This window comes from Micromonospora sp. LOL_024, from assembly GCF_048060415.1.
GTDB lineage: Bacteria > Actinomycetota > Actinomycetes > Mycobacteriales > Micromonosporaceae > Micromonospora.
The window spans coordinates 56169-73674 of sequence record NZ_JBHMIS010000016.1 but is presented as its reverse complement, the minus strand read 5'-3'; the positions used below and the strand labels follow the sequence as shown (position 1 = coordinate 73674).

Here is a 17506-nt window from a genome sequence, read left to right as displayed (position 1 = left end):
CAGCCTAGGGTTCAGGTTGCCGTCGTGCCGCCACGGCCCGGGATCGTCCGCAGCGCCGCCCTCAGCTCCGCGCGGCTGGTCACCCCGAGCTTGCTGTAGATGCGTTGGAGGTGGTTCTCCACTGTCCGGGCGGAGAGAAACAGCTGCTCACCGATAGCCCGGCTGGTCCCTCCCTCCGCCGCGAGCCGAGTCACCTGCCACTCCCGTTCGGTCAGCGGCGGGGTGGCCGCCTGCAACGCCGGGGTGTGCACCATGTCACAGCAGTTGAGCAGTGCGGCGAGTCGCTCACGGGCACCGGCGGCATCGGGCGAGCGCCGTTGTCCCAACAGGTGCACCGCGCCAGCCGCGGCCTCGGCGGCCGGGAGCGCGAGCCCTAGATCCATGAAGCCGTCGGCGGCGGCCAGCAACTGCTCCGGTGAACCGTCGGCTGCCGCGCGGGCGTGCCGCGCCAACAGTGGCGGCAACTCACCGTCCACCTGTTCCGACAGCTCCGCGAGTCGCTGGGCGACCGATCGGCGGCCACCGTCGGAACAGCGTGGCCCGGTCGGTGCCCCGGCCTGACCGAGCCGCACCAGATCGTGCAGCGCCAGGGTCTCGTGTCCGACGAAGCCGTCGGCCCGCAGCCGGTCCACCAGCTCGTGCAGCCGGCGGACCGCGCCGGTCAGGTCGCCGCCGGCGGCGAGAGCCGCCACCCGGGCCTGCTCCAGCCAGGGGTAGAGCACTGCCATGTTCGGCGAGTGGAGGCGGTCGGCTTCGGCGATCGCCTCGGCCGCCTGCCGGGCATCGCCGCGCAGCGCGGCGGCCTGCGCCCGTTCGGCCTGGGCCCACCCGGCATAGACCTGGCTGGTCGCCAGCACCGCGCAGGCACCGAGCGCGGCCTGCAACGCGGTGTCGCTGCGTCCGCGCAACCGTGCCGCGTACGCCCGCAGGATCGCCAGGTATCCGGTGCCGAGCCGGAAGTCGCCCGCGTCGGCGAGGTCGGCGAATTCGTCGGCGACCAGGGTGTCGATGCCGGCCAGGTCGCCGGAGAGAGCCAGCCGGGTGCCCCGGGCCAGCTCCACGGCGAGTTGCAGGTACGGCATGTCGGCCCGCCAACTGGCCACCTTCGCCTGGACCAGGTCCACCGCGGCGGCGCTGCGGCAGAACTGGCCCTGCACGGCCTGTAGGTGGGCGATCGTGCAGCGGGCCAGTTCGCGGGCGGAGACGCCGGCCGCCGGTCGGTCGAGCACACCCTGGGCGAGTCGCAGCGCGGTCGGTGCGTCCAACCGGTGCAGACGCATGATCGCCTCGAAGGCGCGGACCCGGGCCTGTGCGGCGGAGTCGCTGAGCTTCGCTCCCCGGGTGGCGATGTCCTCCACGGTGGACGCCTGGCTCAGCCCCCAGTAGCTCACCATGCCGCGCACGGTCAGCCAACGGCTGAGCCGCTCCTCCTCACCGGTGTCGGTGGCGACGGCGTCGAGCACGCCGAGCGCCTCGGCCGGCCGGTCGCCGAACATCAGGATGGTGGCCAGCAGTTCGGCCGCGTCGAAGCCACCCCCGGCGTCGAGCGCGGCGCGGGCCAGCCGGGTCGCCAACGGGATGTCGTAGCGGGCGAACCCCTCGCCGGCCGCGGCGATCAGCATGGTCGGGTCCTGTGCGGTGCCGGAGGCCAGCCGCCACCTCGCCACCCGCAGCAAGTCTTCCCGACGTCGCTTGCCGGCATTCTCCAGCAGGTCGGCGAGGTGCGCCTGCAACCGGCGGGTGCGACTGACCGGGCAATGCCGGCGGATCAACTCGCCGTAGAGCGGATGGGCCAGCCGGACGTCGAGCCGCCGGTCGGACTCCACCATGCTGATCAGACCGCGCTCCTCGGCGCACTCCACATCATGCTGCTCCGCGGCCTGGTGCAGCAGCCGCAAACCGAGCGGCTCACCGAATGCGACCAGCTCGACAACGGCCCGTACCCCGGGCGTCAGCTGGCCGATCCGGATGTTGATCAGCTCCGTCAGGCTGGGCGCCAGCTCCAGGCGGCCGGTCCAGGTCCAGACGCCGTACTTCTCGGCGAACTCGCCACCGGTGTTGGCGGCGTGCACCAGTTCGCGCAGCAGCAGCGGGTTGCCGGCGCTGAGTCGACCCAGCCGGTCGGCGGAACCGCTGTCCACCTGGCCGCCGAGAATGGCGGCGAGCAGGTTGGTGGTCTCGGTGGGCGTCATCGGGCTCAGCTCGGCGCGCTCGACCAGACCGTCGGTCCACAGTGCCCGAATCGGCAGTGGGATCTGCTCCCCGTCGCGCAGCGTGCCGACCACGAAGGCATTGTCCGAACGGGCCACCAGATGCACCAGCGCGGCAGACGGCTGATCGAGCAGGTGCGCGTCATCGACGGCGAGCACGATCCGCCGCCCGGCGGCCTGCTGCTGCAACACGTTCACAGCCCAGCGCAGGATGCCCGCGGGGGACAGGCCCTGCGGCTGCTCGACGGGAAGCACTTGCACCAGACCGCCGAAGGCCATCGCCTCGGTGGTGGCGCTGGCCGCGATCCGCCAGACCGCGTACTCCTCACCGGGCAGCGTCTCGACGCCCTCGTGTAACAGCCGGCTCTTGCCGATGCCCGCGCTGCCGGTGAAGAAGACGCCCCGCCCTCTGGCGCCGTTCAGCGTCTGCCGGAGGCGGTCGAGTTCCTCAGCGCGACCCACGAAGCTCCACCGACTCATTGGCGCAGCATATCGACGGAACCACCGCGAGTCCGGTAGCGCGCGGGGGTGAAGTTGAGTAGTCGTAGAGTTACCCGTGAGTACCGCAATTGTCCCGTTCCTGGCGCTGGCAGCCTTACTCTTCCGAAACCGGGTCCTGTCCTGGATCCTCGCCGCGACCGGCCGTGCCGGCCGCCCTGCCTCGGAGGCCGCCGCCTGATGATGCCCGGCCCGATCCCTGACCTCGGTACGTCCGAGGCCGCGATGCCTCCTGGCCGAGTCCGGTTTCCGAAGCGGCTCGGAGTGACTCGCACCAGCGCAAGCGAACCGCTGGCGGTGATCGCCGCGGGCCCGGCGGGCGCCGGTCGGGCGCAGGTACTCGCCGCCCTGCTGGGGCTCGACCCCGGAATGTTCGCCTGTCCGGCCGGCAGTCTGTTGGTGGTACGCCACGCCGCGGAACCCGCCAGAAACGCCTTCGTGCCCGGCTACCGGATGCCCCACTCCTACCGGCCGGACCTGCTGGCCGTCGGTCCGGCGCTGGCCAGGCCGCCGCGCCGGGTCGAGCTGTGCCTGCCCGAGCGGCTGCTGAAGCACTTCGCCCTCGTCGACACGCCGGACATCGCCACGCTCGGCGGCTGCGGTTCCGGCCTCCTACTCGACGCGGTCGGTCGGGCCGGCGCGTTCCTGTTCGTGATCGCGGCGGACCAGTCCTTCAACGCCGCCGAGCTGACCGTGCTCTCCGAGATCGCCGGGACCCCTGTCCAGGTCTTCTTCGCGGTCACGCCGGGTGCCGGCGGTTGGGCGGCCGGCGAGGGCGCGGCGGCGGGGCAGGGATCGGGGGAGCCCGGAGGTCAGGCGGTGGATCCGGTCGCGGTCACCGTCGAGGCGCACCGGGCCGCGCTGCTCACCGCCGTGCCCGGGCTGGCCGAGGCCCGCTGGTTCCCGATGGTCACCGGCGGCGAGGCGGACCTGAAACGGGCGCTGGTGGGCTGGGCTGCCGACGAGGGTCTGCGCCGGGGAAGCCTGGAGCCGCCGGAGCTGCCCGGCACCCACGGCCGGGTGCCGGTGCTGCCAGAACCGGGCGAGTGGGCCGAGCTGCTCGACCGGCGGACCAGCCTCGCCGCCCAGCGCATCCGGCAGCATCTCGCGCTGGAGTTGGCCGACATGCACCTGCGGGTGGTGCAGGAGATCGTCTTCGGCGTCGGCTGCGCTGGTCTGCCGGAGCTGCTCGATCGGGAGATGGCGGCGTTGTCGCTGCTGGCCACCGCGCAGAGCGACCACGACGTCCGCGAACTCGTCGCCGACGTCGCCGGTCGCCTCTTCGGCCTGCCACTGCCCGAGGCGATCCAACGGCGAATCCAGCAGGCGGTCCGCTGGAGTGTGGCCGACCACAACACCGGGCAGGAACTGGAGCGGGCGCTGCTCGTGACCAGTAACGCGGGTGTGACGTCGCTGAGCGGTCCGGGGGCCGTCGACATGCTGTCGGCCTATCCCACGACGGCCCGCACGGCGGTGCTTCCACGGGTGGCGGTGGCGCTGGCCGGCGGATGCTGGCAGCACTGGCGTACCCCCGGCAACAATGACACGAGCGCCGCTCGGGCCTGGGCCCAGCGGGCGCTTCGGGAGCTCGAACTGGAACTGTCGCGGGAGATCGCCCGCCGGTTCGAGGCGATCCGCCTCTCGCTCGGCACGGTGCTGTCGGATGCTGCTGAACACGGCATCCTGCTCGCCTGACGGCCCCGGTGTCCACCTCGCCGGCAGCGCCGGCGGGGCAGCGCCGCGTGCCGACAGGGCAACCGGTCGTGGTCACGGCGCGGCCGCCGGCGGCGATCCGGGCTGGTCCGGCGTTCCGGTTCCTCGGTTCCGCGGAACCGGTGGCACGATGGGGGGTATGGCGGCTCCGCAGGTTGCACCGGTCGAGACTCCGGACACCCATGAGGTGCCGGAACCCGACCGGCCGTGGGTGACGATCGTGTGGGACGACCCGGTCAACCTGATGACCTACGTGACCTGGGTGTTCCAGAAGCTCTTCGGCTACAGCCGGGAGAGGGCGGAGCAGCTCATGATGGACGTGCACCACAAGGGCAAGGCGGTGGTCTCCAGCGGCGCCCGGGAACGCATGGAACACGATGCCTCCCAGTTGCACGCGTACGGTCTCTGGGCAACGGTGGACCGGTCGTGAGCATGTTCCGCCGCCGGGGTGACCGCTATGTCGCCACCTTCGCCCTGGACGAGGTGCGGGTGCTGCGTAAGGTCGCCTCCGAGGTGGTCGGCCTGCTCACCGACGGCTTCGACCACGCCGACCCCGTCGTGTGCCGGCTCTTTCCCGAGGCGTACCCGGACGACGCGCCCGGCACCGCCGAGTTTCGCCGCTACACCGAGGGCGACCTGAAAACCGCCAAGATCGATCAGGCCGGTGCGATCCTGGCCGCGCTCCCCGGCGACGGCGGCGGGGAGGTGCGCCTGGACGCCGAGGCGGCCGAGGCGTGGCTGCGGGCGCTCAACGACGCCCGCCTGGCGATGGGCGTCCGGCTTGGGATCAAGGACGGCACGGACCTGGGCGAGGAGCTCGACGACGCGGTCGCGGAGGACCCGGCCTCCAGCCGAGTGTTCCAGCTTTCGGTCTACGCCTACCTCGGTTATCTCCAGGAGTCCCTGCTCAACGCCTTGATCGACTGATTGTGACCAGCGCCGCCTCGCGGGCGGCCACCACCGGCGCTAGGCTTGGCGGCGTGCTGAGCATCGACCGGTCGATCGTCGACACGATCGTCGCCCACGCTCGTCGGGATCACCCCGACGAGGCATGTGGCGTGGTTGCCGGCCCCGCCGGCAGCGACACCCCGACCCGGCACATCCCCATGGAGAATGCCGCCCGCTCGATGACGTTCTACGAGTTCGACTCGATGGAGCATCTGCGGGTCTGGCGGGAGATGGACGATCGGGACGAAGAGCCCGTCATCATCTACCACTCACACACCGCCACCGAGGCGTACCCGTCGCGGACGGACATCGCCTTCGCCGGTGAGCCTGGCGCACACTACCTGCTCGTCTCCACCCGCGAGCCCGACACGGAGGAGATCCGCTCCTTCCGTATCTCGGACGGGGTGGTGACCGAGGAGCCGGTGCGGATCCTCGACGCCGGGGTGGATCCGCACGCCGTGCAGTCATGCTTGTTCGGGCAGAGCCCGGCGACGGTCGACTACGAGTGTTCGGGCCGCTGACCTTCTCAGCCCCGCACCCTTCTCCGTCACCGAGCAACCCCTGATCTAGGAGTACGACACCATGGCCATCGAGGTTCGCATCCCCACCATCCTGCGCAGCTACACCGGCGGCGCGAAGGTCGTCGACGGCAGCGGCGACACGCTCAACGACCTGCTCACCGACCTGGATTCCCGGCACGGCGGGCTGCGCGGGCGGCTGGTCACCGAGGCCGGTGCGCTGCACCGCTTCGTCAACGTCTACGTCAACGACGAAGATGTCCGTTTCCTCGGCGCGCTGGACGCCAAGCTCAACGACGGCGACAGCGTCACCATCCTGCCCGCGGTGGCCGGCGGCGCGTTCGGCTTCGCGGCCGCGGCGGCGATCGCGCAGCACAACGCCGCCGGGCGCAGTGTGCCCGTCGCCGTGAGCTGAGGCGGCCCGCGATGGCGCGTTACGACAGCCTCCTGGACGCGTGTGGTGGTACGCCCCTGGTGGGGCTGCCCCGACTGTCACCGACGGCGCCCGACGGGGCGCCGCCGGTGCGGCTGTGGGCGAAGCTTGAGGACCGCAACCCGACCGGCAGCGTCAAGGACCGGGCGGCCCTGTTCATGGTCCGGGCCGCCGAGTCGGCCGGGCGGCTTCGGCCGGGCGACACCATCCTGGAGCCGACCAGCGGCAACACCGGTATCTCCCTGGCCATGGTGGCCAAGTTGCGCGGTTACCGGCTGGTGTGCGTGATGCCGGAGAACGTCTCCACCGAGCGGGTGCAGCTGTTGCGGATGTACGGCGCGGAGATCATTTTCTCGCCGGCGGCCGGTGGCTCCAACCAGGCGGTGACCACCGCCAAGCAGATTGCCGCCGAGCACCCGGACTGGGTGATGCTCTTCCAGTACGGCAACGAGGCGAACGCCCGGGCGCACTACGAGACAACCGGCCCGGAGCTGCTGCACGATCTGCCGACGGTCACCCACCTTGTCGCCGGCCTGGGCACCACCGGCACCCTGATGGGCACCGGCCGCTACCTCCGCGAGAAGGTCGAGGGCATCCAGATCATCGCCGCCGAGCCACGCTACGGCGAGTTGGTCTACGGCCTGCGCAACATCGACGAGGGGTACGTCCCCGAGCTCTACGACGCCACCGTGCTCACCCGGCGGTTCTCCGTCGGCACCCGGGACGCGGTGCTGCGCACCCGGCAGCTCGTGGAGGTGGAGGGTCTCTTCGTCGGCTTCTCCACCGGAGCTGTCCTGCACGCCGCGCTGGCCGTGGCGCACGAGGCGGTACGCGACGGGCGCCGCGCCGACGTGGCGTTCGTGGTCAGTGACGGCGGCTGGAAGTATTTGAGCACCGGGGCGTACGGCGGCACCCTCGCCGACGCCGAGGAGGCCCTAGAGGGGCAACTCTGGGCGTGACCTGCGGCGCGACCGACACGCGACGAGGGCTACCGGAACGCCACCGGTGGCCCTCGTCGCGTCGGTCGGTCCGCGTCGGCCACTCCGGTGATCGGTGGTCGATCGGACGGGCGAAACCGGTGTCACGTTGGTGACAACTTCCTGCAGATCATTCTTGCCCTTGCAGGGGCGGGCGTAGGCTACGCAGCGTGGCGTACGCGTCGGTAGTGATCACCGCCGGAGCGGCGGCAGGCACGATCGCTACCTACCGTGATAGCAGGACAACTCGATGCGACTGACCGTCCTGGGCTGTGCGGGCAGCTTCCCCGGACCTGAGGCACCCTGCTCGGCCTACCTCGTCGAGGCCGACGACTTCCGCCTCCTGGTCGACTTCGGGTCGGGTTCGCTGTCCACCCTTCAGCGTTACGCCGGGCTGCACGCCCCCGACGCGATCCTCCTGACCCACCTGCACTGCGATCACATGCTCGATGCGGCGACCTACGTGGTGGTCCGCCGGTACGCACCGGACGGCCCGTATCCGCCGCTGCCGGTCTACGCACCCGCCGGTGCCCCGGACCGGCTGGCTGCCGCCTACGGGCAGGAGGGCGGCACGGTCGAGGACGTGTACCACTTCTACGCCCTGCAACCCGGCACCTTTCCGATCGGTCCGTTCACCGTCACCGTCGACCGGGTGCTGCACCCGGTGGAAACCTACGGCGTCCGCCTGGAGCACGCCGGCCGGGTGCTCTGCTACTCCTCGGACACCGCACCCTGCGAGGCGCTGCTGCGCCTGGCCCAGAACGCCGACACCTTCCTCTGCGAGGCCAGCTACCTCGACGGCGTCGACAACCCGCCGGATCTCCATCTCACCGGCGGCGAGGCGGGCGAGGCGGCGGCCAAGGCCAATGTCGGGCGGCTGCTGCTGACCCACCTGGTCCCCGCCTGGGGCAGTGAGGCCCACACGGTGGCCGCCGCCTCGGCCGCGTACGCCGGTCCGCTGGAAGTGGTCCGCCCCGGCGCCAGCTACGAGATCTGACCCGCCCGGCGCGGGTTCGTGCCGCAGTGTTCGCCGACCGGCCAGCCGGACGTCTCTTGAACCTTCGCTGCCGCCCCCAGGGTGGAGGGCATGCGGATCGCCATCGTGACCGAGTCGTTCCCGCCGGACGTCAACGGTGTCGCGCACTCGGTCGTGCGGGCCGCCGAGCATCTGGTCGCCCGCGGCCACCAGCCGATCGTGATCGCACCCGCCCCACCCGGGGCGCTGCGCGGCGGCACCGACCGGTACCCCTACCCGGTGGTCCGCATCCCGAGCGTGCCGCTGCCCCGATACCAGGGATTCCGGCTCGGCGTGCCGACGAACAACCGGCTGGCCGGTGTGCTGCTGGAACACACGCCCGACGTGGTGCACCTGGCCAGTCCGTTCGTCCTCGGCGCTCGGGCGGCCGTGCTGGCGGCCCGGCACGGGCTGCCCACCGTCGCGGTCTACCAGACCGACGTGGCAGCCTACGCCCGCGCGTACCGGGTCGGCTGGGGCGAGGCCGCGGCCTGGCGGCGGCTGCGGGAGATCCACAACTCGGCGCGGCGCACACTGGCCCCCTCGACTCGGGCCGCCGCCGACCTCGCCGCCCACGGTGTCCAGCGGGTCTGGTTGTGGCGCCGGGGCGTCGACGCCGCGCGTTTCCATCCCGAGCGGCGCTGCCCGAGCCTGCGCCGGACACTCGCGCCCGACGGTGAACTCGTGGTCGGCTATGTCGGGAGGCTCGCTCCGGAGAAGCGGGTCGAACTGCTCGCCGGCACCGCGCGGCTGCCCGGTGTCCGGGTCGTCGTCGCCGGTGACGGTCCGGCCCGCCGCCAGCTCGAACGGGACCTGCCAGGAGTGCGTTTCCTCGGCGTCCAGCAGGGAGACGCGCTCGCCCGCCTCTACGCCAGCCTCGACGTGTTCGTGCACACCGGCCCGCACGAGACCTTCGGCCAGACCATCCAGGAGGCGCTTGCCAGCGGGGTGCCGGTGGTAGCGCCGGCCAGCGGCGGACCGGTCGACCTGGTCACGTCCGGGAGCACTGGGACCCTGGTGCCGCCCGAGGACGAGGCGGCGCTCGCCGAGGCGGTTGCGGCGCTCGCCGCCGACGCGCCCTGCCGCCGGGCGTACGGCCTCGCGGCGCGAGCGGCGGTCAGCGGCCGCAGTTGGGCCGCCGTCGGTGACGAACTCGTCGGGCACTACCGGGCCGCCCGGTCCGCGACCCCGGTCGTCGACCTGCCGGCGGCGTCGTGACCGGCACCATCCCGACCGGCACCATCCCGACCCGCACCACCGCCACCCGCACCACCCCGGCCGGCATCACCGCGTTGCCGGCTGGCACGACCGCCGACGCCCTGCGGATCGTCCGGCTGGCCACCTTCGTCACCGGACGTTCCGGCGGACTGCGCACCGCCCTGCAGCACCTCGGTGCGGGCTACCGCCGGGCCGGCCACGAGCCGGTGCTCGTCGTGCCCGGCCGCCGCGACGGCGACGAGCTGCACCCGTGGGGGCGGGTGATCACTTTGGCCAGCCCGCCGCTGCCGCACAGCGGCGGCTACCGGCTGCTCACCGGCCGGCAACGGCTGTCGCGGCTGTTGGCCACGCTCGCACCCGACCGGTTGGAGGTCTCCGACCGGTCGACGCTGCGCTGGACCGGGGACTGGGCGCGGGCCCACGGGGTGCCGTCGATGATGGTCTCGCACGAGTCCCTCAGCGGCCTGTTCGGCGCGTGGGGGGTGCCCGGACCGGTCGGTCGGCGGCTCGCCGACCGGCTCAACGCCGACACGGCCCGCCGGTACGACCGGATCGTCTGCACCACGCGATGGGCCGCCGAGGAGTTCACCCGTATCGGGGCTCCGCAGGTGGACCTCGTGCCGCTCGGCGTGGATCTGGACACCTTCCATCCCGACCGGGCAACCCCGGCGGTCCGGGCGCGGTACGCCGACCCGACCGAGGTGCTGCTGGTGCACTGTGCCCGGCTCTCTGTGGAGAAGCGGCCCGAGCTGGCTGTCGGCGCGTTGGCGGAGCTGCGGCGGGCCGGCGTACCAGCGGTGCTGGTGATGGTCGGTGACGGGCCGCGCCGGCCGGCGCTGCTGCGGCGCGCGGCCGACCTGCCGGTGACCTTCACCGGCTTCCTGCCCGACCGGTGCGCGCTGGCGGCGTTGATGGCCAGCGCCGACGTGGTGCTGGCCCCCGGTCCGGTGGAGACCTTCGGCCTGGCCGGACTGGAGGCGCTGGCCTGTGGCACGCCGGTGGTGGCCAATGCCGCCAGCGCGTTGCCCGAGGTGCTCGGTGCGGGAGGGCTCGCTGTCCACGGCACCCCCGCGGCGATCGCCCGGGCCGTCGGGCGGCTCCTGGAACTCCCCCGGGCGGAGCGCCGGACGGCCGCTCGTCGGCGGGCCGAGCAGTTCGGGTGGCCGACGGCGACCACCGGATTCCTCCGCGCGCACGGCACCACGACTACGAGGCAGGGCCGGGCGGCGGACACCCGGGGACGGTGCGATCAGCGCACCACATAGGGTGCAGGGATGGCGCGACCTGACGGGCGGCGACCCGACCAACTTCGACCGGTGACCCTGACCCGCGGCTGGAGCGCCCACCCGGAGGGGTCGGTGCTGGTGGAGTTCGGCGCGACCCGGGTGCTCTGCACGGCGAGCGTCACCGAGGGCGTGCCCCGCTGGCGGCGAGGCTCCGGACTGGGCTGGGTCACCGCGGAGTACGCGATGCTGCCCCGGGCCACCAACACCCGGTCCGACCGGGAGAGCGTCAAGGGCCGGGTCGGTGGGCGTACCCACGAGATCTCCCGGCTGATCGGCCGGAGCCTGCGCGCGGGCATCGACCTGAAGGCGCTCGGCGAGAACTCGATCGTGCTCGACTGCGACGTCCTGCAGGCCGACGGCGGCACCCGGACCGCCGCGATCACCGGCGCGTACGTGGCCCTGCACGACGCGGTGCACTGGCTCGCCGCGCGCAAGGCCCTTAGCGGCAAGCCGGAGATGGTGATGCACCGTTCGGTGGCCGCGATCAGCGTCGGACTGATCGGTGGGGAGCCGCGCCTGGACCTGTGCTACGAAGAGGACGTGGCCGCCGAGGTCGACATGAACGTGGTCTGCACCGGCTCCGGCGATTTTGTCGAGGTGCAGGGCACCGGCGAGGCCGGCGTCTTCGCCCGGGAGCAGTTGGACGCCCTGCTCGACGTGGCCGTCCTGGGCTGTCTGGACCTGGCCGAAGCCCAGCGGAAGGCGCTGCTTCGATGAACAAGGTCCTGCTCGCCACCCGCAACCGCAAGAAGCTGATCGAGTTGCAGCGGATTGTGGACGCTGCGCTCGGCGCGCACCGGGTCGCCCTGATCGGACTGGACGACGTCGAGGCGTATCCCGAGCTGCCGGAGACCGGGCTGACCTTTGGTGAGAACGCGCTGATCAAGGCGCGGGAGGGCTGCCGGCGCACCGGGCTGCCGACGATCGCCGACGACTCCGGGCTGGCCGTGGACGCGCTCAACGGGATGCCGGGGGTGTTCAGCGCCCGCTGGGCCGGGCGGCACGGCGCCGACCAGGCCAACCTTCAGTTGGTGCTCGACCAGGTCGGCGACGTGCCGGACGAGCATCGGGGCGCCTCCTTCGTCTGCACCGTCGCGTTGGTGCTGCCCGGCGGCAAGGAGCATCTCGTCGACGGCCGGCAGGCGGGCCGGCTGCTGCGCGCCCCACGTGGCGACGGCGGCTTCGGCTACGATCCGATCTTTCTCGGCGACGGCCAGGATCGCACCAACGCCGAGTTGAAGCCCGAGGAGAAAGACGCCATCAGCCACCGCGGCAAGGCGCTGCGGGAGCTGGCTGCCCTGGTGGCCAAGGTGCTCCCGCCGGCCGCCTGAACGACGACGCAGGCGAGATCCTGCCGGGGCGCCCGCTCAGCACGATCGGCTAGCCGAGGGCACCCAGCTCGACTTCGATGGCGGCGCGGAGGTCGGGGCTGGCCAGCACGGCGCGGGCGGCCTCCATCACCGGGGCGAGGAAGACATCCGGCCCGGGTTCGCCGGCCGCCGGACCGAGCGCGGCGACGGCCGCCCGGCCGGCCGGCGACGGCGTCAGCGGCGCCCGCAGCTGCAATCCGCGGACCGCGGCGAGCAGTTCCACCGCGAGCAGGCTGGTCAGGTTGTCCAGTACCGTTCGCAGCTTCTTGGCCGCCGCCCAGCCCATCGAGACGTGGTCCTCCTGCATGCCGCTGGTGGGCAGCGAGTCGACCGAGGCGGGCGCGGCCAGCCTCCGGTTCTCCGCGACGATCCCGGCCGCCGTGTACTGGGCGATCATCAGCCCGGAGTTGACGCCCGCGTCGGGGGAGAGAAAGGCCGGCAGGTCCCGGGACCGGGTCACGTCCAGCAGCCGGTCCACCCGGCGCTCGGCGATCGCACCCACCTCGGCGGCGGCGATGGCCAGGAAATCCGCTGCGAAGCCCAGCGGAGCGCCGTGGAAGTTGCCGGTCGACTCGACCTGGCCGTCCGGCAGCACCACCGGGTTGTCCACCACCGAGACCAGCTCGCGGGCGGCGACGGTGCGGACGAAGTCCAGCGTGTCCCGGGCCGCGCCGGCGACCTGCGGGGCGCAGCGCATCGAGTACGCGTCCTGCACCGCGTGCGCCAGGTCGTCGCGGTGCGAGTCCATCACCGCCGAGTCCTGCAACAGCCGGTGGATGTTGGCGGCCGAGACGCCCTGCCCGGGGTGCGGGCGGATGGCGTGCAGCTCCGGCCGGAACGGTCGCTCCGAGCCGAGCATCGCCTCGATCGCCAGCGCGGCGGTCACGTCGGCCATGGTGAACAGGTGTGCCGCGTCGTGGATCGCCAGCAGCAGCATGCCGAGCATGCCGTCGGTGCCGTTGATCAGCGCCAGCCCTTCCTTGGCGGCCAGCTGTACCGGGGTGAGGCCGGCCCGGTTCAGCGCGTCCGCGGCGAGCATCCGGCCGCCGTCCGGGCCGAGCACCCAGCCCTCGCCGAGCAGCACCAGCGCGCAGTGCGCCAGCGGTGCCAGGTCGCCGGAGGCGCCCAGCGATCCGTGCTCCGGCACCCACGGGGTGACGTCGTGGTTGAGCAGGTCCACCAGGGCTTCGGCGACCAGCGGTCGTACTCCGGAGTGCCCCAGCGCCAGCGACCGCACCCGCAGCAGCATCATCGCCCGCACCACCTCCCGGGGCATCGGTGCGCCCACCCCGGCGGCGTGCGAGCGGATCAGCGCGTGCTGCAACTCGGCGCGGCGCTCGGGGGCGACGAAGGTGTTGGCCAGCGCCCCGAAGCCGGTGGACACGCCGTAGACGGGGCGGCCCGCGGCTTCGATGCCCGCCACGATGGCCCGGCTGGTCGCCATCGCGTCGATGGTGGCCGGGGCGAGCACGATCCTGGCGGTGCCCCGGGCCACGGCGAGCACGTCGGCGGGGGAGATCCCGGTGGGCTGGATGGTCACGGTCATCGCGGAACTCCGTTGTGCAGAACCTGGCGGATCAGGGGTACCCCGGGCCGGTAGGCCAGGTGCAGGTGGGACGGGGCGTCGAGGATGACCAGGTCGGCGCGGGCGCCGGGCCGCAGCACACCGACGTCGTCGCGGCGCAGTGCCCGCGCGCCACCGGCGGTCGCTGCCCACACCGCCTCCGCCGGGGTCATCCGCATCTCGCGTACGGCCAGCGCGATACAGAACGGCATCGACGAGGTGTACGACGAGCCGGGGTTACAGTCGGTGGCCAGCGCCACGGTGACGCCGGCGTCGAGCAGCCGGCGCGCGTCGGGATAGGGCGAGCGCGTGGAGAACTCGGCGCCGGGCAACAGGGTGGCGACGGTCCTGGTGTGCCCGCCTTCGTGGCACGTGCAGTCGAACCGGGTCGATGCCAGCGCGTCGACGTCGGCGTCGGTCAGGTGGGTGCAGTGGTCCACGCTGGCCGCGCCCAACTCCACCCCGAGTCGCACGCCCGGACCGTGGCCGAGCTGGTTGGCGTGTACCCGAACGTCCAGGCCGACCGCCTGCCCGCAGGTCAGGATCGCCCGGGCGTGGTCGGCGTCGAAGGCGCTCCGCTCGCAGAACACGTCGATCCAGCGGGCGTACGGCCGGGCGGCAGCCAGCATCGGCCCGCAGACCAGCCCCACGTACTCGTCGGGGCGGTTGGCGTACTCGGGCGGAACCACGTGTGCGCCGAGGAAGGTGGTCTCCCCGGTGACCTCGGCGGCGATCCGCAACGAGCGGGCCTCGTCGGCGACGGTGAGGCCGTACCCACTCTTGATCTCGATGGTGGTGGTGCCCTGCCGCAGTGCCTCGGCGCGCAGCCGCCGCACGGTGGCGCGCAGTTCGCCGTCACTGGCGGCGCGGGTGGCGCCGACCGTGGTCCGGATGCCGCCGCCGGTGTACGGCTGCCCCGCCATCCGGGCGGCGAACTCGGCGGCGCGGTCCCCAGCGAAGACCAGGTGGGCGTGGCTGTCCACGAAACCGGGCAGCACCGCCGCACCGTGGGCGTCGATCCGCCGCTCGGCGGCCGGCGCGTCCGCGGCCGGGCCGACCCAGGCCACCTCGCCGTGCTCGACGAGCAGCGCCGCCCGACGACGGATGCCCAGCGGCCCGGCCTCGCCCCGACCAGCCTCGTTGGTGACCAGCTCACCGATGTTGTCCACCAGCAGACCTGTCATCGGGCGACCGCCGCGATCGCGGTGGCCAGTTCCTGCGGCACGTCGAGCGTCACGTGGTGACCGTCGTGGACCAGGACCCGCCCGTCCACCACCACCTGCGTGACGTCGGCGGCGCTCGCCGCGAACCAGACACCCGCCGGAGCCACCCCGGCGGTGCGAACGCTGTCCAGCCGCACCGTGACCAGGTCGGCGCGGTCACCCACCGCGATCCGGCCGGCGTCGGTCCAGCCCAGCGCGGCGTGCCCGGTCTCGCTCGCCGTGCTCAGCAGGTCCGCCGGGGCGAAGTGGCCGCGCCGCCGGGTACGTAGCCGCTCGTCCAGCTCGACGGCCCGGGCCTCCTCGAACGGGTCGATCACGGCGTGGCTGTCGCTGCCCAGGCTGAGCGGGATCCCGGCGTCGGCCATCCGGCGGGCCGGTCCGATGCCGTCGGCGAGGTCCCGCTCGGTGGTCGGGCAGAGGCAGACCCCGCTCCGGGCCTCGCCGAGCAGGCCCACGTCGGCACTGGTGGGATGGGTGGCGTGCACCGCCGTGGTGGACCGGCGCAGGACCCCGTGCTCGGCGAGCAGGCCGGTCGGGGTGCGGCCGTGCACCGCTCGGCAGGCGTCGTTCTCGGCGGGCTGCTCGGAGAGGTGCACGTGCAGCGGCGCGTCGCGGTGCACCGCCCAGGCGGCGACCGTGGCGAGCTGGTCGGCCGGCACGGCACGGACGGAGTGGATCGCCGCGCCCATCCGCGCGTGCCCGCCCTCGGGGGTGAACGCGTCGACCCGCTCCGCCCAGCGTGTCGCGTCGCCGTCGCCGAAGCGCTGCTGTGGTCCGGTCAGCGGCTGACCGTCCACAGTGGCAGTCAGGTAGCAGGCGTCCAGCAGGGTCAACCGGATGCCGGCCTGCGCCGCCGCCGCGACCAGCGCCGCTCCCATCACGTTCGGGTCGGCGTACGGGGTGCCGCCCGGCCCGTGGTGCAGGTAGTGGAACTCGCCGACACCGGTGATGCCGGCCAGCGCCATCTCGGCGTAGACCGCCCGCGCCAGCGCCAGATAGGAATCCGGATCCAGTCGGGTGGTGACGGCGTACATCTGGTCGCGCCAGCTCCAGAAGTCACCGCGCCCTCCGTGGGTGCGTCCGCGCAGCGCCCGGTGGAAGGCGTGCGAGTGGGCGTTGGCCAGCCCCGGCAGCGTCAGCCCCGGCAGCCGTACCGCGTCGACCAGCACGTCGACGCCGGCATCCGGGTGGCCGGCGGGCGTCAGCGGGGTCACCCCGGTGATCCGGTCGTCGACCGTCTCGATCAGCACGTCCGCGGTGGGCTCGGCCTGCTCGGGCAGCCACGCGTACTCGGCGAGCCAGCGGGTCGAGGTCATCCGGTCAGATCCTCAAGTACCCGGGCCAGGGCGGTCACCCCGGCGGCGCAGTCGGCGTCGGTGGCCGACTCGGCGGGGGAGTGCGACACGCCGGTGGGGTTACGGACGAAGAGCATCGCCGTGGGAACATGCGCGGCCAGCACCCCCGCGTCGTGGCCCGCGCCGGTGGGCAGCACCGGGGCGTGCAGCAGCCGCGCCAGCCGGTCGGCCAACCCGCCGTCGAAGGCCACCAGCGGGGTCGCCGACTCCTCGACCATGGTGACCTCGGTGCCGTCGCGCCGGGCCCGTTCGGCGGCCTTGGCGCGGACCGCCTCCACCAGGCCGGTCAGCGTCTCCGGCTCGGCGGCGCGGGCGTCCAGCCAACCGGTCACCCGGGACGGGATCGCGTTCGTCGCGTTCGGCGTCACGGCCACCCGGCCGACGGTGGCGTGGGCGTCGCGCAGCCGGGCCTCCTTGTTCGCGGCGAGCACCGTGAACGCGTACGTGAGCATCGGGTCGCGGCGGTCGGCCATCCGGGTCGTACCGGCGTGGTCTCCCTCGCCGGTGACCTCGAAGCGCCAGCGGCCGTGCGGCCAGATCGCGTTGGCCACCGCGACCGGCGCGGCCTGGTCGACCAGCGCGCGGCCCTGCTCGACGTGCAGTTCCACGAAGGCGGCCAGCCGGCCGAGCAGCGCCGGGTCGGCACCCGCCGGCCGGTCACCCAGCGCCTCGGCGAGGCTCACCCCGGCCGTGTCGCGCAGCCCGGCCGCCCGCTCCACGCCGATCTGCCCGGTGAGCAGCCGCGAACCCAGGCACGGTACGCCGAACCGTGCCCCTTCCTCCTCGACGAACGCGCCGACGACCAGCGGCCGGGCCGGTGCGACGCCGGCCGTGCGCAGCTCGTCCACGGCGAGCCAGGCGCTGACGATGCCCAGCGGCCCGTCGTACGCCCCGCCGTGCGGCACCGAGTCGAAGTGGCTGCCGGTCAGCACCGCGTCCCTGGCGTCCGGGTCTCCCCACCAGGCGAACAGGTTGCCGTTGCCGTCCTCGGTGACGGGCATGCTGCGCGCCTCGGCCTGCGCCCGGAACCAGTCGCGTAGCCGCAGCTCGGGCTCGGTGAACGCGTAGCGCAGGTAGCCGCCGCTGACCGGGTCCCGCCCGATCGGCGCGATCTCGTCCCACAACTTCCGGAACCTGTTCGGAAGCGGCCCTTCCTCTACCGTATGCGTGAACAAGAG

Annotated in this window: 16 protein-coding genes; 11 read left to right on the top strand and 5 right to left on the bottom strand. The window is 73.1% G+C overall.

What is annotated here, in order from left to right; genetic code table 11:
* Nucleotides 1-11 precede the first annotated feature (11 nt).
* Nucleotides 12-2690: a LuxR C-terminal-related transcriptional regulator gene (locus ACFHWY_RS17720; RefSeq protein ID WP_416581303.1), complete on the bottom strand. Its 2679-nt coding sequence runs from the start codon at nucleotides 2688-2690 to the stop codon at nucleotides 12-14.
* 282 nt (nucleotides 2691-2972) lie between these two features.
* On the opposite strand from ACFHWY_RS17720, the gene ACFHWY_RS17715 reads away from it, so the two are divergent.
* The 11 genes from ACFHWY_RS17715 (at nucleotide 2973) to rdgB (ending at nucleotide 12147) form a co-directional block, all read left to right on the top strand.
* Nucleotides 2973-4403, top strand: coding sequence for a hypothetical protein (locus tag ACFHWY_RS17715; RefSeq protein ID WP_416581302.1), 1431 nt, complete (start codon nucleotides 2973-2975; stop codon nucleotides 4401-4403).
* Between the two features lie 157 nt (nucleotides 4404-4560).
* A complete protein-coding gene (clpS, locus tag ACFHWY_RS17710) occupies nucleotides 4561-4851 on the top strand; it encodes an ATP-dependent Clp protease adapter ClpS (protein WP_416581301.1) in 291 nt (96 codons plus the stop codon).
* Nucleotides 4852-4853: 2 nt separating this feature from the next.
* A complete protein-coding gene (locus ACFHWY_RS17705; RefSeq protein WP_416581350.1) occupies nucleotides 4854-5348 on the top strand; it encodes a DUF2017 domain-containing protein in 495 nt (164 codons plus the stop codon).
* 53 nt (nucleotides 5349-5401) lie between these two features.
* The gene (locus tag ACFHWY_RS17700; protein WP_416581300.1) at nucleotides 5402-5890 is read left to right on the top strand and encodes a Mov34/MPN/PAD-1 family protein; all 489 of its coding nucleotides are present in this window, start codon (nucleotides 5402-5404) and stop codon (nucleotides 5888-5890) included.
* A 61-nt stretch (nucleotides 5891-5951) separates the two neighbouring features.
* Nucleotides 5952-6302, top strand: coding sequence for a MoaD family protein (locus tag ACFHWY_RS17695; RefSeq protein ID WP_416581299.1), 351 nt, complete (start codon nucleotides 5952-5954; stop codon nucleotides 6300-6302).
* An 11-nt stretch (nucleotides 6303-6313) separates the two neighbouring features.
* Nucleotides 6314-7279 carry a PLP-dependent cysteine synthase family protein gene (locus ACFHWY_RS17690; RefSeq protein ID WP_416581298.1) on the top strand — a complete coding sequence of 322 codons (966 nt, stop codon included), beginning with the start codon at nucleotides 6314-6316 and terminating at the stop codon, nucleotides 7277-7279.
* A gap of 268 nt (nucleotides 7280-7547) precedes the next feature.
* Entirely contained in the window at nucleotides 7548-8294 is a 747-nt protein-coding gene (locus tag ACFHWY_RS17685) for an MBL fold metallo-hydrolase (protein ID WP_416581297.1), read from the top strand.
* A gap of 90 nt (nucleotides 8295-8384) precedes the next feature.
* Nucleotides 8385-9530 (top strand): glycosyltransferase family 4 protein, encoded by a 1146-nt coding sequence (locus ACFHWY_RS17680; RefSeq protein ID WP_416581296.1) that lies wholly within the window; start codon nucleotides 8385-8387, stop codon nucleotides 9528-9530.
* A gap of 101 nt (nucleotides 9531-9631) precedes the next feature.
* A complete protein-coding gene (locus tag ACFHWY_RS17675; protein WP_416581349.1) occupies nucleotides 9632-10795 on the top strand; it encodes a glycosyltransferase in 1164 nt (387 codons plus the stop codon).
* 9 nt (nucleotides 10796-10804) lie between these two features.
* Nucleotides 10805-11533 carry a ribonuclease PH gene (rph, locus tag ACFHWY_RS17670; RefSeq protein ID WP_416581295.1) on the top strand — a complete coding sequence of 243 codons (729 nt, stop codon included), beginning with the start codon at nucleotides 10805-10807 and terminating at the stop codon, nucleotides 11531-11533.
* Entirely contained in the window at nucleotides 11530-12147 is a 618-nt protein-coding gene (gene rdgB, locus ACFHWY_RS17665; RefSeq protein ID WP_416581294.1) for an RdgB/HAM1 family non-canonical purine NTP pyrophosphatase, read from the top strand. The genes rph and rdgB overlap by 4 nt, the downstream gene beginning before the upstream one ends.
* Before the next feature lie 49 nt (nucleotides 12148-12196).
* Here the strand turns inward: rdgB and hutH are convergent, their stop codons facing one another.
* Genes hutH through ACFHWY_RS17645 form a run of 4 tightly spaced genes read right to left on the bottom strand, consistent with a single transcriptional unit; the run spans nucleotide 12197 to nucleotide 17503 of the window.
* A complete protein-coding gene (gene hutH, locus ACFHWY_RS17660; protein WP_416581293.1) occupies nucleotides 12197-13732 on the bottom strand; it encodes a histidine ammonia-lyase in 1536 nt (511 codons plus the stop codon).
* Nucleotides 13729-14934, bottom strand: coding sequence for an imidazolonepropionase (hutI, locus tag ACFHWY_RS17655; protein ID WP_416581292.1), 1206 nt, complete (start codon nucleotides 14932-14934; stop codon nucleotides 13729-13731). Before hutI ends, hutH begins: the two co-directional genes overlap by 4 nt.
* Nucleotides 14931-16289 carry a formimidoylglutamate deiminase gene (locus tag ACFHWY_RS17650; protein ID WP_416581291.1) on the bottom strand — a complete coding sequence of 453 codons (1359 nt, stop codon included), beginning with the start codon at nucleotides 16287-16289 and terminating at the stop codon, nucleotides 14931-14933. The genes hutI and ACFHWY_RS17650 overlap by 4 nt, the downstream gene beginning before the upstream one ends.
* Nucleotides 16286-17503 (bottom strand): allantoate amidohydrolase, encoded by a 1218-nt coding sequence (locus ACFHWY_RS17645; protein ID WP_416581290.1) that lies wholly within the window; start codon nucleotides 17501-17503, stop codon nucleotides 16286-16288. The genes ACFHWY_RS17650 and ACFHWY_RS17645 overlap by 4 nt, the downstream gene beginning before the upstream one ends.
* Between the last annotated feature and the right edge of the window lie 3 nt (nucleotides 17504-17506).

Bases quoted from the DNA above. Each gene is read 5' to 3' on its own strand.
- hutI (WP_416581292.1), bottom strand. From the start codon at position 14,934: ATGACAGGTCTGCTGGTGGACAACATCGGTGAGCTGGTCACCAACGAG.
- clpS (WP_416581301.1), top strand. From the start codon at position 4,561: ATGGCGGCTCCGCAGGTTGCACCGGTCGAGACTCCGGACACCCATGAG.
- ACFHWY_RS17685 (WP_416581297.1), top strand. From the start codon at position 7,548: ATGCGACTGACCGTCCTGGGCTGTGCGGGCAGCTTCCCCGGACCTGAG.
- ACFHWY_RS17705 (WP_416581350.1), top strand. From the start codon at position 4,854: ATGTTCCGCCGCCGGGGTGACCGCTATGTCGCCACCTTCGCCCTGGAC.
- rph (WP_416581295.1), top strand. From the start codon at position 10,805: ATGGCGCGACCTGACGGGCGGCGACCCGACCAACTTCGACCGGTGACC.
- hutH (WP_416581293.1), bottom strand. From the start codon at position 13,732: ATGACCGTGACCATCCAGCCCACCGGGATCTCCCCCGCCGACGTGCTC.
- ACFHWY_RS17690 (WP_416581298.1), top strand. From the start codon at position 6,314: ATGGCGCGTTACGACAGCCTCCTGGACGCGTGTGGTGGTACGCCCCTG.
- ACFHWY_RS17680 (WP_416581296.1), top strand. From the start codon at position 8,385: ATGCGGATCGCCATCGTGACCGAGTCGTTCCCGCCGGACGTCAACGGT.
- ACFHWY_RS17720 (WP_416581303.1), bottom strand. From the start codon at position 2,690: ATGAGTCGGTGGAGCTTCGTGGGTCGCGCTGAGGAACTCGACCGCCTC.
- ACFHWY_RS17695 (WP_416581299.1), top strand. From the start codon at position 5,952: ATGGCCATCGAGGTTCGCATCCCCACCATCCTGCGCAGCTACACCGGC.
- rdgB (WP_416581294.1), top strand. From the start codon at position 11,530: ATGAACAAGGTCCTGCTCGCCACCCGCAACCGCAAGAAGCTGATCGAG.
- ACFHWY_RS17650 (WP_416581291.1), bottom strand. From the start codon at position 16,289: ATGACCTCGACCCGCTGGCTCGCCGAGTACGCGTGGCTGCCCGAGCAG.